This is a genomic window from Aestuariimicrobium sp. p3-SID1156 (genome assembly GCF_025144225.1).
In the GTDB taxonomy this organism is placed as follows: domain Bacteria; phylum Actinomycetota; class Actinomycetes; order Propionibacteriales; family Propionibacteriaceae; genus Aestuariimicrobium.
Genome location: NZ_JALXXB010000005.1, coordinates 23,261 through 48,486, shown reverse-complemented (window position 1 = coordinate 48,486; position 25,226 = coordinate 23,261). Strand labels below are relative to the sequence as shown.

The window sequence follows — 25,226 nt, the reverse complement described above, 5'->3', positions numbered from 1 at the left end:
TCAGCTGGACCGCACCGTCGCGCCGGTGAGGTCGAAGCTCACACCGGTGGAGTTGGTCGGAATGCCCTGCACCGACGCCTTGGTGATGCACAGGCGCGGGAAGAGCCACAGGAAGTCAGCGGCAGCGTCCTCGGCCAGGATCCGGGCAGCCTGCTTCATCTTCTCGATGCCCGTGGCCTCGTCTGAGGAGTCGGCCTCGGCGATCAGGCGGTTGAACTCCGGGTTGTCGTAGTGCCAGTAGTAGTCCTTGTTGGTCCAGCTGACAATGTCGCGGGGTTCCACGTGCGCGACCACGGTCAGGTCGTACTTGCCGCCGACGAAGACCTCGTTGATCCAGGTGTTGAAGTCGATGTCCTCGACTCTCACGTCGATGCCCACGTCCTTGAGCTGACTGGCGACGAACTTGCCCACACCGGGGCCGTACGGCAGCGCCGGGACGCGGAAGTTGAGCTTCAGCCCGGTCGCGTGCCCAGCCTCCTTGAGCAGTTCCCTGGCCTTGGCCGGGTCGAACGGATAGGTCTTGGAGAGGTCCTCGTACCAGGGGTCGCTGGGCGGGACCATCGAGCCGATCATGGTGCCCTTGCCACCCCAGACGGAGTCGACCAGGGCCTGCCGGTCGATGGCATGGCAGATGGCCTGGCGAACCTGCTTCTTGCCGAGCGCGGCGTTCTTGTGGTTCATGCCCAGGACGACCTCGCCATTGGTGGTGCCCTCGATGACGGTGAAGCGGCTGGTGTCGGTGAACTGGTCCAGCGACTCGGGGGCAGTGAGGTCGGAGATGATGTCCAGGTCCCCCGCGAGCATGGCGCCGTTCATCGCGTTGGCGTCGGTGAAGTAGCGGAAGGTCACCTCGTCGATGCGGGTGGGAGTGCCCCAGTATTCCGAGTTCCGCTTGAGCGTGACGGAGCTGCCGCGCTGGTGGGAGTCAAAGACGAAGGGACCAGACCCCATCGGCCTCTCGGCCAGTGTGGACATGCCGGCCGGATCGATCACGACCCCGCCGGTGCCCGCCAGGTCGTAGAGCCACAGCATGCTGGGGCGCTTGAGAGTGATCACCACGGTGCGGGGGTCCTCGGCCTTGACGGACTCGATGACCGACATCTTGGCAGCTTGAGCCTTGTTGCCGACGCCCTCCTTGCGGAAGAGCTCGAGGCTCTTGACGACGGCGTCCGCCTCGAGCTTGGTCCCGCTGGCGAACTTGGCGTGCTCGTTGAGGGTGAAGCGGTAGGTCTTGCGGTCCTCACTGATGGTCCAGGCGGTGGCCAGCAGGGGGCGCAGCTTGCCCTCGGAGTCAATGCGAACCATGGTCTCGTACACGTTGTAGAGCAGTACCTGGGGGATGGCGGCCTGGGCGTTCGCGGTGAGATCCATGGTCTGCGGCTCATCGGAGGCGCCGACGACGAGCGTGCGCTCCGCGTCGGGATCGGAGCCGGGCAGGTTGGACTTCTGACAGGCGGCGAGCGTGGGGAGGGCGAGGGCGGCGGTGCCCGCTCCCAGCACGGTGCGTCGCGTGACCTCTGGCAATTGCATGCGGTTCTTCTCCATGTTCCACCAGTGGGGATGCTGCCGGGCGGCCCGGACAGCCGCTGGCGATTCTACGGGGAAGATGTCTCCTGACCCCGCCCCGGGGATTCTCGTGACCAGAACGATAGCCGATTTTGCCTGGGAGGGCGAGGTCTGTATAGTTGTGCAAGCACCGACGCGGGGTGGAGCAGCTCGGTAGCTCGCCGGGCTCATAACCCGGAGGTCACAGGTTCAAATCCTGTCCCCGCTACTCCTTGAGGGCCCTGACCATGCGGTCGGGGCCCTCAGCCATTCCCCCATCATTCTGGCTAGACTCGCACCCCATGAGCTCGCGCGCCCCCGCACCACAACTGCACTACCTCATCGAGGAACATCGACTGGCCAACGGCCTTCGGCTGGTGGTGAACCCGGATGCCGCGAGCCCCGGCGTCACCGTGAACCTGTGGTATCAGGTCGGCTCGCGGGACGAGGCGCCCCGCCGCACGGGTTTCGCACACCTCTTCGAGCACCTCATGTTCCAGGGCACCTGGACCGGGGTCGAGACAGGCGAACACCTGTCGGCCATCCAGGCCGCCGGGGGCACCGCCAACGCCACCACCAGCTTCGATCGCACCAACTACTTCGAGACCGTGCACCCGGGGGCGCTCGAGCTGGCGCTCTGGCTCGAGGCCCAGCGCATGGAATTCCTCAAGGTGGACCAGACCAACCTGGACACCCAGCGCGAGGTGGTGAAGGAGGAGAAGCGCCAGCGCTACGACAACGTGCCCTATGGCGACACCTTCCAGGCGCTCTTCGAGCTGGCCTACCCTTCCGACCACCCCTACGGTCACCTTCCGATCGGTTCGATGGCCGATCTGGACGCCGCCTCGCTGGAGGACGTCCAGGCCTTCCATGCCACCCACTACTCCCCCGCCAACGCTGTCCTGGTGCTGGCTGGAGCCGTCACGACCGACCAGGCCATCGAACTCACTGAACGGCATTTCGCGCAGATCCCTCCCGTCGACGCCCCCACCCGCGTGCGTCCGGGCGGCCTCGATCCCTTCGAGGGGACGCCCGCCGCGATACTGGAACGGCAGGTTCCGCGCGATGCCACCCACCTGGTCTGGCGTATCCCCACCCTGGACGATGCCACCACCCGCGCCCTGGACCTTGGTCTGGACATCCTGACGGCGGGCCAGAGTGGCAGGCTGCACCGCGCGCTGGTGATGGACCAGGAGCTGGCCGAGTCGGTCTCGGGGGCAACCATGGGGCTGGCCGGCGAGACGAACCTCGCCGTGGTGAGCACCCACACCCGGGAAGGTCGTTCCAGCGAGGAACTGGCCGAGGCCACCCTCGAAGGAATCCGACGATTGGGCGAGCAGGGACCGACCGAGGAGGAACTCCAGCGCGTCCATGCCCAGCTCGAGCGCCAGGTGCTCAGCGACCTCGCCTCGGCATCGGACCGCGCCGATGAGATCAACCACTGGACCAGCCTGGCCGGCGACCCGCAGCGCGTGAACGGGGTACTGGCCAGCTATGCCGAGATCTCCGGTGACGACATTCGTGCCGCCGTCTCGACCTGGCTCAGCCCTGAGCGCCACGCCGCCCTCAACTACCGGAAGGCCCACTGATGACCTCCACCCCCACGGCCACCCAGCCCCCGCGCTGCCCCCGCCCCACCCCGAGTCTGGGGGGCGACTGGACCTTCCCGACGCCACGGGTGGAGAAGCTGGACAACGGTCTGGAGGTGTGGCTCTTCCAGCTGCCCGGCCAGCACGTGGTCGCCGTTGACCTGGTCCAGCCCATCGCGCTGGACGCCGAGGACCCGCGCGTCGAAGGGGTGGGCATGCTCGCCCTCCGCGCCTCCGATGAGGGCACCATCCAGAACCCCCATGGCCGGGTCTCCCAGCTCCTGGAGAATGTGGGTGCGGTCTACTCTGGTCGGACCACCCACACCGTGACCGCCTCCAGCCTCGATGTGCCGGCAACTCGATTCTGCGATGCGCTGCCACTGTTCGCCGACATCATCTTGCGCCCTGACTACGCCGAGGACGACATCGAACGCCACCGCGCGCTCAGGATGGCCGAAATCGAACAGACCCTGGCCTCCGGCGCGGGCATCGCATCCATGGCCCTGCGGAAGGTGCGCTGGCAGGAGGGCAGCGCAACGCACGCCCCGCCGGTGGTACCCCCGCGACGGTCGCTGCGATCACCCGGGCTGATGTCCTTGACTTCCACGAGCGACAGTGGGGGCCGCAGGGATCGGTGCTGGTCCTGGGTGGAGACTTCGCCCAGGACCCGATGCCGCTGGTGGCCAGCGAGTTCGGCGGCTGGCTGCCGGCTGCCGATGCCCACGCTGCCTCGAGCGAGGCCGCCTTCGCCGGACCGGGTGATGCCAGCACCGTGCATCTGGTCCATCGACCGGATGCGGTCCAGATCGACCTGCGCCTGGGCGGGATCGGCATCGACCGGCGCGACCCGGAGTGGGCAAGCCTGCAGGCCGCCTCCGTGGCCATCGGCGGTTCCTTCCTGAGCCGGCTCAACCGTGTCATCCGCGAGGAGCGTGGCTACACCTATGGCATCCACCTCGCCAGCGTCCCGCAGCGTGAGGCCGGGACCTGGACAGTGAACGCCAACATCCGCACCGAGGTGGCTGCCGAAGCATTGACCGCGACCCTGGCCCTCCTGGACGTGACCACCAGGCCACTGACCGAAGAGGAGATCACCGACGCCACCAACCAGCTGGTCGGCCTCTCCCCGCTGCGCAATGACACTGCCGAGGCGATCGTGGGTCAGGCGTCCTCGCTGGCTGCCGCAGGCATGGACGCCGAGCAGGTGAACCGGCACCGGGATGCCCTGCGTCAGGTCACGGCCGAGTCGGCCAGCGCGGCGGCTGGCCGCATCCTGGGCGGCGGCAGGGGCCATCTGGTTGTGGTGGGCAATGCCGACCAACTGAACGGGCCCCTGGAAGCCGCAGGGTTCGAGGTCAGCGCGATGGAGTTGTGACGCTGAGGGCGGCAATAGTCTCAGCCTTCGGCGCAAGGCGACCTGTAAGCATCGCTCACCTCTTGCCCTTCTGCAGCGCGGCAGCTTCACCCACCTTGGCGCGGGCGATGCCGACCTGCTTCTGGTACTCCGACAGGTTGCCCTGCTTCAGCGCCTGATCGGCAGCCTTGAAGGCGACGTCGGCGTCCGTGAGCAACTTGGAGATCTGGGCGTCCTTGTCAGCGGGCGACGTGGTCGGCGTGGGCTGCGTCTCCGGCTTGGTGCCGTCCTCGCCGGTGTCAGCCCCCGCATCGCCCTTGAACACGGTGTCCAGGGCCTGCTGCAGGGTCTCGCCGATGCCCACGTGCTCCCCGAAGCGCACCGCCACGAACTGCAACGCCGGGTAGCCCGCCGACCCCGCCTGGCGTTCGGTGTAGATCGGCAGGATGTACATCAGCCCCCCGCCCAGCGGCAGGGTCATCAGGTTGCCGTACATGGCGGCCGCCGACCCCTGGTTCAGGAAGGGCCGGAGCTTCTCGGCCACCACCGGGTCGGTGACGATCGCATTCATCGTCTGGCCGGGTCCGGCGATCTGGTTGGAGTCATCCATCTGCAGGATGCGGATGGTGCCGTAGTCGGCGCTGGCCGCGTCCGCATTGACGGCCATGTAGGCACGCAGGTTCTCGCGCCCGCTGGGCACGAAGGTTGCCGTCTGGCTGAACACGGGCTCCTTGTCACCCGGCCACTTGATGGACAGGTAGTACGGCGGTTCCTTCTTGTTGTTGCCCTTGACCGGGTCCTCGGGCACCTGCCAGACGTCGGTGGACTGGATCCAGGTCAGCGGGTTGGTGGTGTGGTACCGCGTGAGCAACTGTCGCTGGACCTTGAACAGGTCCTGGGGGTAGCGCAGGTGGCCCAACAGTTCCGGGGGGATGGTCGACTTCGGCTTGACCGTGTCCGGGAAGACCCGCATCCAGGTCCGCAGGATCGGTTCGTTCTCGTCCCAGGCGTAGAGGGTGACGGTGCCGTCGTAGGCGTCCACGACCCCCTTGACGGAGTTGCGAAGGTAGTTGACAGTGCGGTCCTGCTGTTGACGCATCACGTCGCTGACCGCGTCGCTGGTGGCCTGGCGCAGGTCAGTGCGCTGGGAGTTGGGGAAGTTCGCTGTCGAGGTGTAACCGTCGACGATCCAGACCACGCGCCCGTTGACGACCGCGGGATAGGTCTCCTTGTCCCAGGTGAGCCAGGGTGCGACCCGCTGGACGCGCTGTAGCGGCTGCCTGTCATAGAGGATCTTGGACGCTTCATTGACCCGGTTGCTGAGCAGGAGGTTCGCGTCGCCGAAACGAATGGCGTGGGCAGTCCTGCTGAACAGGTTCCCGATCGGGACGCCCCCCTTGCCTGCGTAGGTGTTCTTCGTCGCGTCGCCCCCGGACTGTGCCCCCGTGGGCTGGTCGAACTCCACCGGTGCAACGCCCTGGGGAGCTCCGACGACGACGTACTGGCTGGCCAGCTCGCCGAAGTAGATGCGCGGCTCATGCTTGGGCAGCGGCCCCTTGACCGGGATGCCGCCAGCGATCCACACCGGCTCGCCATTGGTCTGCTGCTGACTGCCATAGGCGGCCACCAGACCGTAGCCGTGGGTGTAGACGGTGTGCAGGTTGTTCCAGGACTGGTCGGAGATGTTCTTGACGTCGACCTCCCTGGCGGCCAGCACCGTGTCGGTCGGCTTGCCGTCGATGTCGTAGTGGTCGACATCGAGGACCGAGGGGAAGGAATAGTACCCACGCACCTGCTGGAGGTGCTCGAAGGTCGGGCTGATCAGGGAGGGGTCCATCAGCCTGATGGCGGGAAGGGCCGAGGCGTCGGTCTTCAACTGTCCCTCGCTGACAGTCGTCCGGGCGGTGTAACCCTGCTGGATCTTCACCTTGTCCAGACCGAAGGCCTCCCGTGTGGCAGCAAGGTGGGCCTCGATGTAGGGCTTCTCCTTGTCCTGCTCCGAGGGCCGCACATAGATCTGTTGCAGGACTGCCGGGTAGATACCGGAGATCACCAGCGAGGTGACGAGCATCACGACGATCGACAGGCCCGCCAGCGACCAGCGGCGCACCTTGGCGTTGATGGCGAAGAGTGCTGCACACAGGAGGGCGATGGCGACCATCACCATCCGTGCATTCATGCGGGCATGGTGGTCGGTGTAGCTGACGCCGGTGAAGCTGCCCGACGCATCGATGGCATAGGCGTAACGATCAAGCAGCTGGCCACCTGCCCAGAAGACGAGCGACACCGCGAACAGGGTCGACAGGTGCGTCTGGGCAGCGGGGCTGAACGGTTGGGCTGGGCGGACCGGGTTGCCCCCGCGGGCCCCGGGGGACGCCGCTCCCATGGAGCGCAGGGCACCCAGGATGAAGTGCAGGATCGTCGAGAGGATCGCGGCCAGGAGCATCGCGGTGAAGGCAAAGCTGGCCAGAAAGCGGTACCAGGGGTAGTCGAAGACGAAGAAGCTGACGTCCAGGCCGGTCCACGGCTCACGAATGCCGAAGGGGGTGGAGTGACGCCATGCCAGCCAGGTCATGGTCTGGGTGGCTCCGGCGATGCCACCGAAGAAGCCCATCACCACGGCCGGGACCAGGATCATCACTCGGGTGCGTCGCTCGACCAGTTCCCGGGACCGCTCCACCATGAGGGAGTCCGCGCGCGGGCGGACCTTCGGTTTGACCCGGATGGCGAGCCACGCGTTCGCGCCGATGAGGGTGGCCATGACGAGCCCGAAGACCAGGAAGAGCGAGATCGAGGTACCCAAGCGGGTGGTGTAGACCGACGCCATGCCAAGTGACCGGAACCACATCCAGTCGGTCCAGACCAGGCTGATGAGCCAGCCGCCCAGTACCAGGAACGCCATGCCCAGGGCCCACCGGCGCCAGCCCTGCCCTCGGCCACTGCTGCGCAGGGCGCTTGCTGAACTCATCGCAGCGTCCCTGCGACGGCCTCGGTCAGGTTGGGCACCAGGTCGGTGGCCCCGAGCAGGTGCTCCGGATTGCTCACCAGCCGAGCGACACCATGGCGCGAACCATCGCGCAGCGCCCCCACGACGACCCGGATGTCCTGCTTGAGCGGATGGTTCGCCACAGCAGCGGCCGCCGCCTCGTCATCGCGGGGCAGGTCGGCCTCGTACTGCGAGGGCAGGAAGGTGCGTTCCAGGGCAATGGCGCATCCGGCGACGGAGGCCGGCCACTGGATGCGCGCCAGCGTCTCCAGCGGGTTCTCACCAGCGTGGAAATCCTCCTGCTCGATGGAACTGAGGGCGTCCTCATTGCCGACGGCGAGGTGGGCGGCAAGGGAGGGCTCGTTGCGGATCAGTTCGTCGGTGCGCACCAGCGCGAACAGGCGTGCCGGCTGGTCCCAGCCCTGCGCGGAGACATGCCGCTCGATGTCCATCAGCACCGCGATCAGGGCATCGGTGCCCTCCGCCTGCGGTTCTGCAGGGGCCGCGGGGGTCGAGCGGGGATCTTCAGCGTTCACAGCGAGGCACTCCGGTTCCGTCAGGTGAGTTCTTGAGCTTCTGCAGCCCCGTGATGGCATCGCGCAACGTCGACACCTTGACCAGATCCATCTTCGTTCGGACGCCTACCAGGTCAGCGCAGTTGTCGGCCGGTACGAGGAAGACCTGGGCGCCTGCCTTCTCCGCACCGCGGATCTTCTCCTGCAACCCACCGATCGGGCGCACACCGCCCTCCGGGGTGATGGAGCCGGTTCCGGCGACCTTTCGTCCGGCCAGCAGGTCATCGGGGGTGATCAGGTCGTAGATGGCCAGGGCGAAGACAAGCCCGGCGCTGGGCCCAACGATGGAGGGGTTGATGCCATAGCTCACGCGCGGGGTGTACTGGTAGCCGATGCCCAGCTCGATTCCGACGACCGGCTGGAGCGCGTTCTGCTGGGAGGCGACGGTGGTGACCGTCTGGGTCTCCTGGCGTCCATTGCGCAGGATGGTGAAAACCACCGCGGCCCCCACCTTGTGCCGGCGGATGGCCTCTGCGACGTCCTTGGGCGAATGGACGGCGGTGCCGTCCACGGCGGTGACCAGGTCGCCTGGCTTGAGGCGGTTGAGGGCGGGCCCGGACAGGCTCACCGCATCGATACGGGGCAACTCGCTCACGGGTTGCCCGGCCGCGCGAAGGGCGGCGATGACGGCATGGGCCTGAGAGTCGTCCATCATGCGGATCTCCTCGGCCTTGACCTGGGTCACGGACTTGCCAGGTGGGTAGACATTCCTGCGGGGCAGGACATCCCGGCCGCTGAGCTGGTGGGAGGCGAGGGCCTGCAGCAGGCCGAGCCGCGAGTCCACGCTCGTGACCGCCACCGTGGTCATGCGGAGCTCACCGCGCAGGGGGTAGGTGGGAAGCCCTTCGATGCTGATCGCCGCAGCACCGTTCTCGGCCGGGGCGGCCAGGTTCACCGTCCGTCCGGGCGACCAGGAGACGAAAGGCACTGGAGCCAGCGCCACCACCATGACCAACACGAAGAAGACCACCGAGGAGACGATGGCCGTCAGAGACTGGGCCGACACCCAGCGGCGCCGCGGCCTGGCGCCCTCGGCGACAGCAGGGGGCGCCGCGGACAGCGGTGTCGCGGTGTCGGGCGAGGTCGCCGAGACGGCACGTGTGGACACCTGGTCTCCTGGCTCGAAGGACGGGGCAAGAACTGGCAGAAGCCTACCGTCTTGCCCAAGGCGAACGACGGGAACGGCCGGGCGTTGGGGCGACACCCGTAGAGTGGAACCCACCGTGGAGGGCAGACCGAGCCCGCTGGAAGCCAGGAGTGATGCATGTCCGAGCACCCGGACCGCCCCGAGGACAGGGACCGCCCCGAGGACAGGGACCGCCCCGAGGACAGGGACCAGCCCGAGGACAGGGACCAGCCCGACAAGGAGCAGTCCCATGACGACCGGGGGTCCCACGACCAGCCGTCGACCGGCGGGACGAGTGGTCCGCAGGACCCCCTCGCCCAACTATTCGCCCAGCTTGGCCTGAACCCGGCGTGGGGCGCTGCTGGGGCCCAGCAGATGGACCTCAACGCGCTGATGCAGCAGTTCAGCCAGCTCTTCGGCCAACTGCCCGGCGCACCACAGCCACCCTCGGGGGGAATCGGTTTCCAGGCCCCGACCGCCGGTCGAGCGAGTCAGTCCGACGACTGGGCCTGGCTCAAGAACATGGTGCGGCAGATGTCGGCATCCCTGGGGCCGGACCCCTCCCCCACTGAGGCACAGCGGCGCCTACTCGGGGAGTCGGTGCGGCTGGCCGAGATGTGGCTTGACGAGGCAGTCGAGTTCCCGGCGGTGCAGGCGACCCCTGCGGTGTGGAGCCGTGCAGACTGGATCGAGCAGACCTTCGGCTCCTGGCGTCCCCTGGCCGAACCGGTGATCAAGGCGCTGGCGGCGAGCCTGGGCCAGACCCCCGAAGAAGGCAGCGACGCGCAGGACCCGATGGCGATGCTCAGCTCCATGCTGGCCCCGATGATGGAGAACCTGGCCCGCCAGATGTATGGCGCGCAGTTCGCCCAGGCCCTGGCTGAACTGTCCACGTCGGTGGTCTCGAGTTCCGATGTCGGGCTTCAGCTGGCCGCGCCTCGCGTCGCCCTGCTGGCCGACAACATCCAGAAGCACTTCGGCGAGCTTGACCTGCCGGAGACCGATGTCTGGCTCTACCTGTCCCTGCGCGAGGCCGCACGCCAACGGCTGTTCGCCCACGCCGCCTGGCTCGGACCGCAGCTGCAGGCCCTGGTCGAGCACTACGCGAGGGAGACGCGCATCGACCTGCGTGCCCTCCAGGACTCGATCGACGTCGAGAACGTGGGCGGCCTGGACCCGGCACGCCTGCAGGAGATGAGCGAACAGCTGCAGGGCAAACTTTTCGACCCCGAGCCCACTCCGGAGCAGGCCGAGGTCCTGGACCGCCTGCAGACCCTGCTCGCGCTTGTCGAGGGGTGGGTCGACCACGTCGTGACCCAGGCGGCCGGACGCTGGATGCCCACGGCCCCGGCCCTCGCCGAGGCCGTCCGTCGTCGACGCGGTGCAGCCGGTGCCTCGGACGACGTCTTGCGAACACTGGTCGGGCTGCAGCTCAAGCCGCGTCGCGTCCGGGACGCGGAGAACCTGTGGGCTGCCGTGCTGGACAAGCGTGGTGCTGCGGATCGCGATGCGCTCTGGGCGCACCCCGACCTCCTGCCCGTGGCCGCCGACCTTGACGATCCGCTCGGCTTCGCTGACCCGCAGGCACGTCCACAGGCGGAGGCCGATGAGTGGGACAAGGGGCTTGAGCAATTGCTGCGCGAAGAGGGACGCACGGAGGACTGAGCCTGGGCCGAGTTCTTCGCGGCTCCTGCGTCAGTCGCTCCAATCGTTCCGGGGCGGGGCGTGCGGGCTGCCCAGCGGAGCCCTGGAAGGGGTTGGCTGAGCACTTGGGGGCTCGGCGCTCGGGGGCTGGGCGCTCGGGGGCTGGGCGCTCGGGGGCTGGGCGGTGGGCGGCTGGTCAGTGGGGTTGCCCGCACCCTCGCGGCTCACCATGTTCCCTTGGCGAACCCCGACTGCCACCAGCAGCAGGCCAACCACGAAGAAGGCTGCCACGCGGAACACCCCGTCGAGTTCCTGCAGGTCGAAGAGGAACAGCTTGCCGACCGCCAGCAGGACGAGCACGACGCCAAGCCGACTGATCTGGCGCGGGGTCCGGGACCGGGGACGCAGCCACAGCAGCAGCCACACGCCCACGGCTGCCCACGCGATCGTCGCCATGACGTGCCCCAGCACGAAACCGGTCTCCGGTCGACCTGCGGCGCGTCCGGCCAGCGACCCTGCGAGGATCAGGGCGGCGCTGCCCGGAAGCAGGGAGGCGAGCGCCCGCCACAACAGGATGGAGCCCGGTAGACCTCGGCGACCGGCCCACCAGTTGGCCTGCAGGACCACTGCGCCGGTCAGGAGGATGGCGGTTCCCAGGTGCCACAGGTGCAATTGCTGGTCGACCAGATGCTGGCTGGCCAGCGGGACAACCCACCACGAGCACAGGAGGGCCACCATGCCCCCCACGACGGTGGAGGCCGTCATGGCGGGGGCGAAAGCCGTGACCCTGGCCCAGACCGCATAGCCGAGGGCTGCCGCGGCCGGGAGGAACCATGCCTCACTGGCCCCCACCTCTCGGTCCATCTGGAGGAGCACGAAAGCGGCGGCGAGCAGGACGATCACTGCGGCGTTTCCTGCCTCCGCTCGAAGCGCGAGCGCGGTGACGAGGTGCAGGATGACCACCAGGATGCTGGCCGGCCACCAGAGCCGGGCGTCCACCTCCGTGAGGTACATCCAGGGAAGTGCAGCCATGAGCATGGGAAGGATGGGCATCCACGATTCCGGGCGTTTCCTCGTCTCGAGGATGACGTCCACGAGGGCCACCACGGAGAACCCCACCGCGGCCACCACCGAGACCACGTGCGTGGCCGCCCAGAACAGGGCGAACGGAACGAAGATGCTCCGCGCGACTGTCGCCACGGGCCACCGGAGGCGCCGATCCTGCATCGCCAGCCCGGCAGCCGCAATGACGAGACAGAACACCGCGTTCCACGCCATGGCGTTGCCGAGATTGAGCCCCATCAGGCTGGTTCCTCCGACGATGATCACGTGGAGTGCCTGGGAACGACGATGACGCGCGAGCAACAGCCCTGCCAGGGCAAGGATCCCTGCAAGCCCCGCGCCCACCCCCGGGTCCACCCAGTCGAACAGGCTCGTCGCCGCCCACAGGGTCAGCAGCAGACCACTGAAGCCCACCCCCATGAGGGCGACCGCGCCCGGATTCTGCGGTGACTGTGACTCCACATGAGGTGACTCTGCGTTCTGCGGCGCCTCGGCACCTTGCCCGACCTGCCCTGGTTCCCCTGCCGGGACGGGCAGGAGGGGTTTGAGCGACCAGCCGAAGGCGACCATCGCGGCCGATGCCGCAACTGCCAGGCCGACTGCCACGGGGGCCGGCAGCACGTCCGCACGGCCACCCAGGAGTAGGAGGACGATGCCGACCAGGAGCACGAAGGCACCAATCATTGCCATCACCTGCGCCATGGCACCGGGTTGCTCGTGCCACGGCACGCGTGGGCTGACCGGACGGGGCGGTGGGGGCAGGGGACGGAACTGACCTCCAGGAATGGGCGGGGCGTACATCGGTGGGACCTGCCCGGGAGGCGGGCGGAGAGGAGTGTGTGGTCTGGCCCCTGGAGGCACCGAGGCGGCAGGAGGATGTGGGGGATGCACCTGCCGCGCCGCGCCCCCACGCTCCACCAACTGCTCCAGGGCATCCAGTTCGGCTCGCATCGCCCGGAGGCGAGCGCGGACCTCGTCCCACTGCTGTCCGTCCATGAGCCGTAGTATCCCGTCCCGGAGGGTCGAACGGGTTGACGCGGCCAGCGGGGGCGGCTAGCTTTGACCCAGCCCCCGGTTGGGTCGCGCGTGCAGGGGAAGGCATGCGAGGAACCACCGGGGGCGTCTCCTTCCCCATGTCCTGGCCCAGGTGTTGTCCGACGGGGTCGGGGTGTTGTCCGTTGTGGGACCGGTGTTGTCCGTCGCCCGGGAGCTCTGGCGTGGCGCCTGGCAGCCGGCTCTACTTGCTGTCATGACTGTTCAGCCATTGCCTGTTGGTCCTCTCCCGGCCGCCCGGGGGCGGTGGCGGTTGCACCCGGCCGTCGAGGTGGTGCAGACGGGTGGGACCGGGCCGGCCGGGGACCTCGATCTTCGTCTCGGTGCCCGTGTCTGGCGGCTCCGCGCTGTGGATCCACGCCTGGTCGGGTGGCTGCGCCACCTGGGATCGGCCTGGGCGACTCCTCCGGAGTGGGTGTCGGGGGATCCGGCATGCCGGAAGGTGGTCGACAGGCTCCGGGCGGATTCGGTGCTGCTCCGGGACGACCCACTCGACGTCCTCCTGGTCGAACCATCGGGGTCCGGATTGGAGGGAAGCCTCGCTCCCCACGCGAGAGTGCGCCACCACCTCACTGGCCGGCGCCGCTTCCCCCGACTGCCCACCAGGGCGGAGCTGGAAGCCCATGAAGGACTGGTGGTGAGTCACGGGGCGGCCGTGGACCACACGTTGTCCTGGTTGGTGCGCCGCTCCGGGTTGGACCAGGTCGTCATCACCACCAGCTCGGGAGGCTGCCGGGTGGGCTGGTTCCCGGCGGATGGTCCCTGCACCCTCTGTGAGCTGGACACCGCTGCGGAACGTCTTCTGGCTACGAGCCTCCCGCCACCACCGATCCTCGAGTCACGCTCGGTGCCGGCCTGGATGGACGAGTGGGTCCGCAGCCAGGTGGTTCTGCTGTTGCGTCAACGTTCAGGGGGTGGGAGCCCGGCGAGGGGGTGGCGCTGGCTGTCGTCCAGCGCTGATTCCGGCTTCGAGCCGGCCCGGCAGCAACGCGAGTGTTGCGGTGCCGGGCTGGCCCTGGCCGGGTGATGGGTTCGCGAATGGGACGCCGTCCGGGCCGCCCCTGCTCCGGCTGTCGCTGCTCAGGCTGCGGGCGCCACGACGGGCACGCTCTCCTTGCGGGGGCGGCCACGCGGACGCTTGCGCGCCACCACGGCCCCGTCCACGAGCAGCTGGCCACCCCAGACACCGTGAGGTTCTGCGCGGCGCAGGGCTCCGGCGAGGCATTCGGCGATGAGGGGGCAGGGGCCGCAGACCTGCTTGGCCTCCTCCACGCGCTCGGGCTCGGGTGCGAAGAAGAGCTCGGGGTCGACGTCGTGGCAGGGAAGGCTGAGCGTGGCGACCTCGAGAGGGTCGACCACCTGGTCGAGGGTGTCGAGCGCTCGGGCGTGCATCGGTGTCTCCTGGTGAAGTCTGGGGATCGGGTGACCGGGAGACGGAAAAAGGCCGCGAATCCCGGTGGTCGGATTCACGGCCTCAGCAGGCGAGGGGCAACCTCAGCGGGGCAGGCTGCCCCCGGGTGCCAGGGTGAATCCGATGGAGTTGTCGATAAGGTGCAGGGCGGAGCCGGCTGCAAATGGCTTGCGCACTCGTGTCCACGAGCAGACATTGCTTGTGATCATGGCTTCCACCCCCTTTCTCGTGACTTCTCCGATGGGCTCACCGGAACGAACAGGCACCACTCTAGCGGGCAGCACCGGTGCCACGGCAACTCATTTTTGACAAGGGGTTTCGCCGATTCAGCGGAACTTGTCGAGCAGTTCCAGCAACGCATCGCCCCATGTGTCGAGCTTGGCTGGCCCCACGCCTGGCACCTCAAGCAATTGGTCCGCGTCGCTTGGCATGGCCTCGGCAATGGCAATGAGGGTGGCATCGGTGAAGACGACGAACGCCGGGGCCCCTGCGGCGGCGTCCTTGCGCCACCCCTTCAGTTCCGCCAGCAGCGCCTCGTCGTAGGTGGACTGGCACTGCTCGTGTCGGCCCAGCTTGCGGGAGGCTGCCGTGCCCAGGGACTCCCCGCAGACCCGGCACTTCTGCGACAGCGCGCTGCCTCGCCTGGGTCGAGAGGCTGGCTCCGGAGCAGCCTCCCGCAGCGTCCCGGGGGTGAGCCCGACCAGGAAGCGCGACATCGAGCGTCCTGCGCGCCCTGGCCCGCCGGAGCGCGACCAGCTCAGTCGCAGGTGTTCACGGGCACGAGTGATGCCCACGTAGAGCAGCCGGCGCTCCTCGTCGATGGCCTCGCGGGTCTGGGAGAGTGCGAAGGGCAGGCTTCCCTCCGCCACGCCGGCCAGCGCCACCGCATCCCACTCCAGTCCCTTGGACGAGTGCAGGGTGGCGACTGTCACCCCCTGACCCTGCGGTGCCTGCTGTCGATCGGCCCGAAGGGTGAGCTCTTCGACCACATCGGCCAGGGTGTGGGGTTCCCCGATCTCCTCAGCAAGGTGTACCAGCGCGCTGAGCGATTCCCAGCGCTCACGCACGGCCCCCGACCCCGCCGGCGGCTCCGCGGTCCAGCCGGCACCCGCAAGAATGGCCCGCACGGCAGGAACTCCGGGATCGTCCGGCGTGTTGCCCGCGTGGGAGACGAGCAGGCGCAGCGCCTGGCGGATCTCGGGGCGTTCGTAGAAGCGCTCGGACCCTCGCACCACATAGGGCACGCCGGCCTCGGTCAGGGCCGCCTCCAGCGCAGGCGCCTGGGCATTGATGCGGAACAGGACCGCCATCTCGCTCCACGGCGTCCCAGAACGGTGGAGTGCAGTGAACCAGGTCGTGATGGCGCGAGCCTCATCGGTGTCGGTGGCGTGCCCTTCGAAGACCGGCTCCGGGCCCGGGGCACGCTGGGCGACCAGGCGGAAGTCCGACCTTTTGGTGAAGTGCGGTGGGTGGAGCACATTGTTCGCCAGTTCGACAACCTGCGGTGTGGAGCGGTAGTCCCGGTGCAGGCTGACCACCTTCGCTGCACGATGACGCCGCGCGAAGCCGGTGAGGAAGTCCGGCCGCGCACCGGCATAGGCGTGGATCGATTGGGCGGGATCCCCCACGACGCAGACATCGTCGCGGTCCCCCAACCAGAGCATCAGCAGGGACTGCTGGAGGGGGCTGACATCCTGGTATTCATCGACAGTGAAGTGCTGGTACCGATCACGGATCTGGGCCGCGACGTCGGGGTGCTCGTGCATCAGCGCGACCGCGCAGAGCAGGATGTCCTCGAAGTCGATCACCCCGCGCTCCCGCTTGATGGCCTCGTAGTCAGTGAGGACGCGTGCCACCACGGCGGGCTCGAGGTTGGCCACCTCACGCGCCGACGCGCGTGCGATCCCTGCGTAGTTGCCCGGGGTGACATTGGAGACCTTGGCCCAGGAGATCTCTGCGCCCAGGTCGCGGACCATGCTCGTCTCCGTCGAGAGCCGCTGACGGGCGGCGGCCTCGGCGACCAGGCCGAACCGGGATTCGACCAGGCGAGGCAACTCCACCCCGTAGGCCCGTGGCCAGAAGTACTGGAGTTGCTTCAGGGCGGCCGAGTGGAAGGTCCGGGCCTGGACGCCCTCGACGCCCAGCTGGGCCAGGCGTCCGCGCATCTCACCGGCGGCGCGGGTGGTGAAGGTGACCGCGAGCGTGCGCCGCGGGTCGGCCGCACCCACCAGCGAGGCGTGGGCGATGCGGTGGGTGACCGCACGCGTCTTGCCGGTCCCGGCGCCAGCGATGACGACCAGCGGGCCCTGGACGCACTCCGCGACGGCCCGCTGGTCGGGATCGAGGGCGCCGAGGACCTCATTGATGCGCTGCTGGGTGGTCACGGTGCCCCACCCTAACCGCGGCCCCGACAAACCCTGATCCTGCCGACCTGGGCGCACCGGCAGGACTGCCATCCCGGGCCGCCCGCGCACCTTCTGTCGTACCCGCCTCATAGGGTGGTCTGGAACGTGGAGAGGGAAGTCATGCAGGTGTTCTCGTCACCCCATCTGGGGGTCCTGGTGGAGGGGATTTCCGCTGCCATCGATGATGCGGCGATCGGCCCCTTTACTGCTCCCGTCGTCGCCTGCCCCGGGCCGGGGCACCAGCGCTATGTCTCACAACAGATCGCCGCACGGAATGGGTTCGGCGTCTGCGCCGGCGTGGACCTGACATCGCTGGCGCATCTGAGACACCGGTTGGGCGCAGAGCTGGGCTGGCCGGAGGACGACCCCTGGGCAGCCCACCTGCTCGCCCGCACCGTGGTGAGAGCGCTCGATGAAGGCCTGGAGGAGGACTGGGCTGCTCCCCTTGCCCACCACCTGCGCAATCACGAGCTGCGGCCCGGCCGCCGGCTCGCCACAGCGGGGCGCATCGCACGCCTGCAACGCCGCTACTGCCTGGACCGGGAGCACATGGTGCGAGCCTGGGACGCGGGCGAGCTGGTCGGCCCGCAGGGTGATCCCCTTCCTCGGACACAGCACTGGCAGCCGCACCTCTGGCGACGTGTCAGGTCGTTGGTGGAGGCACCGGCCCCCCTCGAACGGCACCAGGAGTTGGTGGAGGCCCTGGCCGCGGGGCGTCTGGAACTTCCCCCTGCCCTCCACGTCCTGGTCGTCACCGCCCTGCATCCGCGTGATCGCGCTCTGGTGACGGCGCTCGCGGAGGCCTGTCCCGTCACCGTCTGGCAGCTGTCGAGCTCACGGGAGGGCGGTCCCCTGGGTCGGCTCGGGCGGGTTCACCAGATGGCCGAGCGGGGCTGGACCGCCGAGGGCAAGCCTCCCGTTCCGGTCCACCGCCCGACCACCGCGAGGCCGCTTGCGGGAGGCCTGCAGGCTGCCGTACTCGGTCAGCCGGGTGATCCCTACACCGTGCAGGGCCGGCGCCCGGGGTTCACCGTGATCAGATCGCACGGGCCCAACCGACAGGTCGAGGTGCTCCGGGACTATCTCTGCGGCCTTTTCGAGGATGACCCGAGCCTGGAGCCACGCGACGTGGCGGTGCTCTGCCCCGACCTGGAGTCCTTTGCACCGCTGGTGGATGCCGCCATGGTCATCCAGCCCGTGAGCGACGACCCCCACCCGGGGCACCAGCTGCGCGCCTCCATCTCGACCACGGCTGGCCGCCAGCCCAACGAGGTGTTCAACCTCCTGTTGGCCGTGATGTCCCTGCGCTCCAGCCGTGCCACCTGGGAGGAACTGGTCGAGCTGTGCCTCAGCACCCCGGTGGCCACCAGGTTCGGCTTCGGCCAGGACGAGGGGGAACTGCTCCGGATGCTGGTGCAGAAGGGCCATGTCCAGTGGGGCATCGACCAGGAACACCGCCGCGACGCCCGCATCGGCCATTTCGGCGGTACCTGGCGATCCGGCGTGGAATCCCTGGCCCTGGGCGCTGTCCTCGGGGATGCGCCGCTGACCGCAGTGAACAGTCGCACCCCGGCCATCGCGATTGACGCGGCAGGCGCCGAGATGGCCGGCCAACTCGGGGAGTTCATCAGCCGCATCCGCAAGTTCCACGTCGACGCGACACCGGCCACGGCAACGGTGTGGAACACCAGGCTCCAGGCATTGCTGTCAGACCTGGTGGCGATGCCCCGGGCCGAGCGTTGGCAGCTGGCGGTGGCGCGAGCCGCCCTGGCACGTTGGGCCGGCCCTTCGGACGAGGATGCCGAGTCCCACGGTGCGCAGCTCTCCCTGGCTGACATGCGACTCACCGTGGAGCAGCTTGCCGCCGAAGCCCGCTCGCGCCCCGCATTCGGCACCGGCGCCATGGTCTTCTCCGGCCTGGAGGAGCTTTCCGGGATTCCCCACCGCATCGTGGTCACCCTGGGCCTGGATGACGAGCGTTTCCCGGGCAGCAATCATGAGATCGGCGATGACCTCCTCACCGCGCATGAGGCCGACGGGCCCCCTTTGCCGCGCGAGCTCCAGCAGCAACACCTGCTCAATGCCCTGCTCTCGGCCACCGAGCAGTTCACAGTCATCCACCAGGGCTACTCCCCCACCAGCCTCGAGCGACTGGATGCGCCTGTGGCCGTGGGGGAACTCCTAGACGCCGCACAGTCAGCCATGCCCGGCAGCACGCTGGTCGAGGATTGGCCTGCCCTGTCCTGGTCGGGCCCCAACTACTTCGCCAACCCCGACAGCGGCGAACTGCCACGCAGCTTCGACGAGCGCGGACGCCGCGCCTTCGCGGGCTCCCACCGGCGCCGGACATCCGAGAAGATGACGCGAAGCCACCGCGACCACCCTCCCCTCGCACTGGACACCCGGATCGACGTCGACGACCTGGCCACCTTCTTCGCCCACCCCGTGCGCGCCTTCCTGCAGCGCCGGGCAGGGCTTCGGTTGTCGACGTGGTCGAGCGAGCAGACCAGTTCCATCCCCATGGCGCTGGACGGCCTGGACGTGTGGCGGGTCAAGGCCCAGGCCATGGAGGCCGCTCGTCGGGGCGAGCCGCTGGCATCCTTCCTCAACCATCAGCTTGCCCACCACGGCCTGCCTCCCATCGTCGCGGCGCGGCGCAGAGTGGAGCGGGCTGCCCAACAAGGGGCACGCTTCGGTCAGGAATTGCGCGAGCAGGGTTGGGAGGCTGAGCCGACGCCGGTGACCGCGATCGTCGAAGGCAGGGCAGGTGGGGCGTCCTTCGGACCAGTCGAAGTGGTTGGCTCGGTGGGTTCAGTCTCCGGCCACCACGAGGTCATCACCGCATCCCGCCGGCTCAGCGCCGGCAAGGTGTTGGAAGGCTGGGTCCGCGCCCTCGTCCTTGCGGTCAGCACCGGGACCGACCCTCGGCTGGTGGCCCTCACCCCTGCCGGGCGCGCCGAGTGGACGTCCGCTTCGGGCAGGACGGCAGAGCAGGACCTGGCCAGACTGGTGTGCCTGCAGCAGCATGGCCTGACCCATCCCTTCATCGCACCGCCCAGGACGCTGTGGTCAGCACGAACCGCGGGAGAGGTGGACCAGGCGGTCGGGCGGGACTGGCACCGGGAGCGGGACCAGGACTGGGCAGCCTTCGCTCCCCGCTGGGCGCGCCACCTGCTCGAGACCGAGACCTGCATCGGCATCCCGGGAGGTTGCCTGCCCGCGACAAGCCAGGAGGCCGGGGACTTCCTGTTCAGCATGTTCGACAGGGTGGAGGACTGATGATCCCGACATTGCAGGTCGCCGAGCTGGAGCTGGCGAACAGGACGGTGGTGGTCGAGGCCAGCGCCGGTACGGGCAAAACACACAACATCGCCGAGATCGTGGTTCGGGCACTGGCAGAGGGCTTCTGCACCGTCGACCAGGTGATGCTGGTGACCTTCACCGTCAAGGCCACCGCAGAGCTGCGCAGCCGGGTGCACGCACGACTGGTCACAGCCCTCACCGCGGCCCGGTCCGGGCAGCTTCCGCCCGATGATGTCATCTCCGCCGCCCTGGACCGCGACCGGGCAGGGACAACAGCGCGTCTGGAGGCCGCCACCGCCGACTTCGACAGTGCCACGATCCTGACCCACCACGGGTTCAGCCAGCGCATGCTCTCCCACCTGGGGATCCTCGTGGACCACGACGCCACCACGGCTTCTGTGGCTCCGCTGGATGACCTCATCCGGGAGATCGCCGAGGATGTCCACCTGCGCAGCTCCCACGACGCGGTGGGCGAGATACCGGACTTCTCCCGCACGCTGAAGCTGGTCAGGGAGGGTCTCCTGCACGGCTCGCTGCCGTTGGCCCGCGTCGAGGATGGCCGTCAGGACCTGCGGCAGGACCAGGTGCACGAGGCCCGCCGTGAGTTCGAACACCGCAAGCGCGTCCGCCAAGTCTACTCCTACGACGACATGTCAGGACGCCTCCACGAGGCCCTCACCTCCTCCCCCCTGCGCGGGGCTGTCAAGGACGCCCTGTCGCAGCGCTACCGCCTGGTGATGGTGGACGAGTTCCAGGACACCGATGTTCAGCAGTGGGAGATCCTCCGCGAGGCCTTCGAGGGGCGCGCCCTGCTCGTCCTCATCGGTGACCCCAAGCAGGCCATCTACGGCTTCCGCGGGGCCGATGTCCACGCCTACCTGATGGCCGCCCAGGACCATCCCCGCTTCTCACTGCAGCGGAACTGGCGCAGTGGGGCGTCCGTCCTCGCCGGGATCGACGCCATCCTGAACAGCTCTGCGCTCGGCGAGGGAATCGCCACCAATCCCTCGCAGGGTTCCGCGGTGGGCCTGATCGGGGACCAGCCGGTACCACCGGTCGAACTGCGCCTGATGACTGCCCCCACCGACACCTGGACCGCCATGGACGAGATCTCGGTAGACCTCGCCAACCACGTGGTGGAGTTCCTGGGTGGCGGGGTCCGCGTCCCCCTGCCGACGAACACCCCCGATGGTGTCGCAGGTGATGAGCGGCTCCGGGCGTCCCACATCGCGGTGCTCTGCCGCACCAGCCACCACATGGCCGTGGTCTGCGCCGCCCTCCAGAAGGCCGGCGTCCCCGCTGTGCCGGCCGGCGAGGCCTCGGTGCTGACCGGGGACTCCGCCAAGGACTGGCAGGTCCTGCTCGACACCCTGCTGGACGTCCGCAGCGAGACCATCCGGCGCTCCAGCCTGACCGGACTCATCGGATGGGACCTCCACCGCCTCGTGGCCGCCAGGCCCAGCGACCTCGACGAGCTGGCCCAGGAGATCCGTTCCCTCTCCCAGCTCTGGCGCACCCGGGGTATCGCGGTCATGATGGACGCCCTCTACTCCCGCTTCAACCTGCACGAGCGCCTGCTCTCGACCGATGGGGGTGCGGACCGCCTCAGTGAATTGCTGCAGGTGGGGGAAGCCCTGTCCGCCCATGAACTGGCCACCCGCTCCCGCCCCGAGGGCACCCGGCGTTGGCTGCGCGAGGCCGAGCGACGGTCCGAAAGCTCCTCGCGACGACTGGGCAACGACCGGGACGCGGTGCGCGTCCTGACCATGCATGGCGCCAAGGGGTTGGGCTTCCCCGTGGTGCTCATCCCCGACCTGTGGTTCGTCACGAACCCGGAGGCGAAGCCCGACAAATGGACGCCGCGTGTGGTGCACCAACCGGGTGGGCACCCGGAGCTGGACGTGCGTCCGGTGGCGGAGCGGACGGAGGAGGAGTCGGCCGAGGCCCTCCGGCTGGCCTATGTGGCCATGACCCGCGCTCGGTATGGCCTCCGGCTGTGGTGGGCGAACACCTCTCGCACCGGGCTCTCCCCCCTTCACCGCCTCCTGACCCATGACGACCCCGGCACGGCACCGCCGCCGGGGGCCGAGTTCTCCCCCTCGGGGGTTGACGCCTTCATCTCGTCTCTGGACCGGCCCCGCTTCACATCACTCTCCATCGTGCGCATCGATGATCGTCCCGAACCTGCGCGACACCCCTGGGAGCAGCGGGAGCAGGAGTGGGTGGCGGCCCGGGCCTGGACCCGCACCATCGACCGGACCTGGCGGCGGACCTCCTACACCGGTCTCACCGCCGACCTGCATGAACTCTCCCCGGAGTTGCGCATGTCCCCTGAGCCGGGGATGGACGAACCGCTCGTGGTCGAGGATCCCGACAGCGGTGCAGCAGGGCCACCACCTGCTCCTGGTGACGTGGGCGAAATAGTGCCCTCGCCGATGGCGGGCATCCCCGGCGGCGCCGAGTTCGGTTCCCTGGTCCACGCAATCCTCGAACACGTCGACCCCCAGGCTGCCGACCTGCACCGGGCCATCGAGGACGCCGCAGAGCCCTACCTGCGCGGTTTCGGTCCGGAGGTGGATCGCGAGCAGCTCGTCACCGCGCTGGAACTGGTCTTTGACACCCCCCTGGGTGCGCTCACTGGGGGGACCCTGCGCGACCTGCCGGCTCGCGATCGCCTTCCGGAACTGGACTTCGAGATGACCATGGGCAGTGCGCAGGGACGGAGCACGGTCGCCGACCTGGCGAGCCTCTTCAGCGACCGCAACCTCCTCCCGGCCGGTGATCCCTTGGCGCACTATGGCGAGGTCCTGGCCGACACTCCCGCCGCCGACCAGGTCCTGCATGGTTTCCTCAACGGGTCCATCGATGCGGTACTGCGCATCCCTGATGGCGACGACCATCGCCATGTGGTGGTCGACTACAAGACCAACACCCTGCCCGTCGAGGCCGGACAGGTGCTGTCGGTCCAGGACTACAGCGGCCCTGCGATGACGCGTGCCATGGTGCTGGCCCACTACCCCCTCCAGGCGCTGGTCTACTCGGTGGCACTCCACCGCTTCCTGGCCTGGCGGCTACCCGGGTACAACCCGGATCGTCACCTCGGGGGCGTGGGCTACCTCTTCGTCCGCGGGATGGCGGGCCCCCAAACCCCCGAGATCGGGGGGATGCCTGCGGGCGTCTTCACCTGGATGCCGCCGACCGCTTTCATCCGGGCGGCGGATGCCGTCCTGGCCGGCGCTCGGCCGACGTCCGCGGAAGGAGTGGCGCGATGATCCGCACGCGCGAACACGCTGGTGTCGGGGAACACGACCTCTCAGTGCTGATTCGCGGCTCCGACACGCTGCTGGCACGCGCCCACACCGTGGGCGCCATCGATGTCTCCGACGTCCAGCTGGCCCGCACCCTCTCGCAGCTCACACGCTGCCCCGATGACCTCTTCGAGCTGACCACTGCGCTGGGCCTGGCAGCGGTCAGGGCTGGTTCCACTGTCCTGGACCTGGAGGACGCCGAGGAGCGATTCGTCGATGTTGTCCTCCAGCGAGAAGACCTGGGAGCGGCTGAGCTCAGCACACGGCGCCGGGAACTGCTTGACACGCTGCAATGGCCGACGGCATCGGAATGGGCTGACCACCTGTCCGTCCTGCCGCCGGTCGGGGATGCCGGCAGTGAGCCGAACAGCGTCCTGCTGCGCGTGGTGGGCCACAGCGTCTACCTGGAGCGCTACTGGCTCCAGGAGGAGTTGGTGGTCGACCTGCTGCACGCGCGACAGGTCCAGACCCCCCCGGTGATCGACGAGGCAGTGGCAGCTGAAAGCCTTGCTCGTCTCTACCCGGCGGATGACAGCCGGCAGGCACTCCAGCGGCTGGCCGTGGAGCGCGCCCTGACATCGTGGACCACCGTGTTGGCCGGGGGTCCCGGGACGGGCAAGACCCGGACTGTGGCACGCGTCCTGGCTGCGGTCGCGGCCCAGTTCGAGGCCCTGTCGCTGCCCGCTCCACGAGTGGCGCTCGCGGCTCCCAGCGGCAAGGCGGCGAGCCGACTGCGTGAATCCGTCGCCGAGCAGGCCAGTGAGTTGGCGGGGCAACTCCCACCGCTGGGGGCCGGCCAGACGCTGCATTCCCTGCTGGGCGCCCGGGGCCTCACCGGTGAGTACCGTGCGGGGCCGCTCGACCAGCTCCCCCACGACGTGGTGGTCGTTGACGAGGTGTCGATGGTCGACCTGCACCAGTTCGGGATCCTGCTGTCGGCGGTGCGGCCCACGGCACGCCTGCTGCTGGTGGGTGACCCGCAGCAGCTCAAGTCGGTCAGCGCCGGCACCGTGCTGGCCGATGTGGTGCGCAGCGGCCTCACCGTCGGAGGGGGTTCTGGAGAACCTGCCATCACCGAGCTCACCGTGGGCTGGCGCAATGAGGCTGACATCCAACCCCTGGCCGAGGCCATCCGAGCGCGTGATGCCGAGGCGGCGCTGGCAGTGCTGGACTCCTCGCAGGGCTCGGTGCGACTGGTCGAACTCGAGCTCAACCACTCGACGAGTTGGGACAGCCTGCCCGATCGGCGTGAGCTGGTGTCCGACCAGTGGAACCGAGTTGTGGAGGCAGCGCAGGAGGGTCGGGTCGCCGACGCCCTGGCCGGTCTGGATCGGCACCGTGTGCTGTGTGGCCATCGCGAGGGTCCCTGGGGCGTCAGCACCTGGACAGCCCACACCCTGGAACTACTGCGTCGGACGCACCCGGGCTTCGGAATGGCCGGGGAGTACTATCCGGGCCGCCCTGTCATCCTCACCACGAACGATCGGGCGCTCGGGCTGTCCAATGGGGACACGGGTGTGGTGGTGGCCACTGCCGAGGGCAATCGCGTCGCCTTGAATGATGGGCAGGCACCTCGGACGTTGAGCCCAGCGCTCCTGCGGGGCGTCGACTCTGTCTTCGCCATGACGGTGCACAAGGGTCAGGGCAGCCAGTTCGACCAGGTGACGGTCATCCTCCCCCCGCTCGGGTCGCCACTGCTCACCCGCGACCTGGTCTACACCGCCATCACTCGTGCCATCTCCCAGGTCACCATCGTTGGGACGCGCGAGCAGCTGCGGGCCGCGATCGGTACGGAGTACCCGAGGGCATCGGGTCTGGCGTCCCGTTGGCGGGTGGAGGAGGACGGACCGGCCATCTCCTGAGTC

15 protein-coding genes, 1 tRNA gene and 1 pseudogene are annotated in these 25,226 nt (G+C 68.7%); 9 read left to right on the top strand and 8 right to left on the bottom strand.

Features of this window, described 5'->3' with window-relative positions:
* Window positions 1-1,530, bottom strand: coding sequence for an ABC transporter substrate-binding protein (locus M3G03_RS07625; protein ID WP_259809088.1), 1,530 nt, complete (start codon window positions 1,528-1,530; stop codon window positions 1-3).
* Window positions 1,531-1,700: 170 nt separating this feature from the next.
* Between M3G03_RS07625 and M3G03_RS07620 the strand changes: the two genes are divergently transcribed.
* Together M3G03_RS07620 and M3G03_RS07615 are read left to right on the top strand one after the other, a co-directional pair.
* Window positions 1,701-1,774 (top strand) — tRNA-Met (locus M3G03_RS07620).
* Between the two features lie 73 nt (window positions 1,775-1,847).
* Window positions 1,848-3,134 carry a pitrilysin family protein gene (locus M3G03_RS07615; RefSeq protein ID WP_259809087.1) on the top strand — a complete coding sequence of 429 codons (1,287 nt, stop codon included), beginning with the start codon at window positions 1,848-1,850 and terminating at the stop codon, window positions 3,132-3,134.
* Here the strand turns inward: M3G03_RS07615 and M3G03_RS07610 are convergent.
* A complete protein-coding gene (locus tag M3G03_RS07610; protein WP_259809086.1) occupies window positions 3,116-3,397 on the bottom strand; it encodes a hypothetical protein in 282 nt (93 codons plus the stop codon). The genes M3G03_RS07615 and M3G03_RS07610 overlap by 19 nt on opposite strands.
* Here M3G03_RS07610 and M3G03_RS12945 point away from each other — a divergent pair.
* Window positions 3,350-3,550: pseudogene (locus M3G03_RS12945) on the top strand (hypothetical protein); the annotation flags it as partial. The gene M3G03_RS07610 and the pseudogene M3G03_RS12945 overlap by 48 nt on opposite strands.
* A gap of 77 nt (window positions 3,551-3,627) precedes the next feature.
* A complete protein-coding gene (locus tag M3G03_RS07605; RefSeq protein ID WP_311197515.1) occupies window positions 3,628-4,509 on the top strand; it encodes an insulinase family protein in 882 nt (293 codons plus the stop codon).
* A gap of 55 nt (window positions 4,510-4,564) precedes the next feature.
* Here M3G03_RS07605 and M3G03_RS07600 read toward each other — a convergent pair whose 3' ends face one another.
* Genes M3G03_RS07600 through M3G03_RS07590 form a run of 3 tightly spaced genes read right to left on the bottom strand, consistent with a single transcriptional unit; the run spans window position 4,565 to window position 9,157 of the window.
* The gene (locus M3G03_RS07600) at window positions 4,565-7,456 is read right to left on the bottom strand and encodes a UPF0182 family protein (RefSeq protein ID WP_259809085.1); all 2,892 of its coding nucleotides are present in this window, start codon (window positions 7,454-7,456) and stop codon (window positions 4,565-4,567) included.
* Window positions 7,453-8,010, bottom strand: coding sequence for a PPA1309 family protein (locus M3G03_RS07595; RefSeq protein WP_396121915.1), 558 nt, complete (start codon window positions 8,008-8,010; stop codon window positions 7,453-7,455). Before M3G03_RS07595 ends, M3G03_RS07600 begins: the two co-directional genes overlap by 4 nt.
* Complete coding sequence (locus M3G03_RS07590) at window positions 8,000-9,157, bottom strand: PDZ domain-containing protein (RefSeq protein WP_259809084.1); 1,158 nt, start codon at window positions 9,155-9,157, stop codon at window positions 8,000-8,002. Before M3G03_RS07590 ends, M3G03_RS07595 begins: the two co-directional genes overlap by 11 nt.
* A gap of 156 nt (window positions 9,158-9,313) precedes the next feature.
* Here M3G03_RS07590 and M3G03_RS07585 point away from each other — a divergent pair, with 156 nt between their 5' ends.
* On the top strand, window positions 9,314-10,840 hold the full coding sequence (locus tag M3G03_RS07585; RefSeq protein WP_259809083.1) for a zinc-dependent metalloprotease: 1,527 nt from the start codon (window positions 9,314-9,316) through the stop codon (window positions 10,838-10,840).
* 30 nt (window positions 10,841-10,870) lie between these two features.
* Here M3G03_RS07585 and M3G03_RS07580 read toward each other — a convergent pair whose 3' ends face one another.
* Window positions 10,871-12,571: a DUF2339 domain-containing protein gene (locus M3G03_RS07580; RefSeq protein WP_259809201.1), complete on the bottom strand. Its 1,701-nt coding sequence runs from the start codon at window positions 12,569-12,571 to the stop codon at window positions 10,871-10,873.
* A gap of 1,000 nt (window positions 12,572-13,571) precedes the next feature.
* Here M3G03_RS07580 and M3G03_RS07575 point away from each other — a divergent pair.
* Entirely contained in the window at window positions 13,572-13,961 is a 390-nt protein-coding gene (locus M3G03_RS07575) for a hypothetical protein (protein ID WP_259809082.1), read from the top strand.
* Window positions 13,962-14,014: 53 nt separating this feature from the next.
* Here M3G03_RS07575 and M3G03_RS07570 read toward each other — a convergent pair whose 3' ends face one another.
* Together M3G03_RS07570 and M3G03_RS07565 are read right to left on the bottom strand one after the other, a co-directional pair.
* Window positions 14,015-14,326 (bottom strand): WhiB family transcriptional regulator, encoded by a 312-nt coding sequence (locus M3G03_RS07570; protein WP_259809081.1) that lies wholly within the window; start codon window positions 14,324-14,326, stop codon window positions 14,015-14,017.
* A gap of 345 nt (window positions 14,327-14,671) precedes the next feature.
* Window positions 14,672-16,729: an ATP-dependent DNA helicase UvrD2 gene (locus tag M3G03_RS07565; RefSeq protein ID WP_259809080.1), complete on the bottom strand. Its 2,058-nt coding sequence runs from the start codon at window positions 16,727-16,729 to the stop codon at window positions 14,672-14,674.
* Window positions 16,730-16,870: 141 nt separating this feature from the next.
* Here M3G03_RS07565 and M3G03_RS07560 point away from each other — a divergent pair, with 141 nt between their 5' ends.
* From M3G03_RS07560 to recD, 3 genes are read left to right on the top strand one after another with little or no spacing between them, the layout of a single operon-like run.
* Window positions 16,871-20,029, top strand: coding sequence for an exodeoxyribonuclease V subunit gamma (locus M3G03_RS07560; protein WP_259809079.1), 3,159 nt, complete (start codon window positions 16,871-16,873; stop codon window positions 20,027-20,029).
* Window positions 20,029-23,325, top strand: coding sequence for a UvrD-helicase domain-containing protein (locus M3G03_RS07555; RefSeq protein WP_259809078.1), 3,297 nt, complete (start codon window positions 20,029-20,031; stop codon window positions 23,323-23,325). The genes M3G03_RS07560 and M3G03_RS07555 overlap by 1 nt, the downstream gene beginning before the upstream one ends.
* Entirely contained in the window at window positions 23,322-25,223 is a 1,902-nt protein-coding gene (recD, locus tag M3G03_RS07550; RefSeq protein ID WP_259809077.1) for an exodeoxyribonuclease V subunit alpha, read from the top strand. Before M3G03_RS07555 ends, recD begins: the two co-directional genes overlap by 4 nt.
* Window positions 25,224-25,226: the final 3 nt, after the last annotated feature.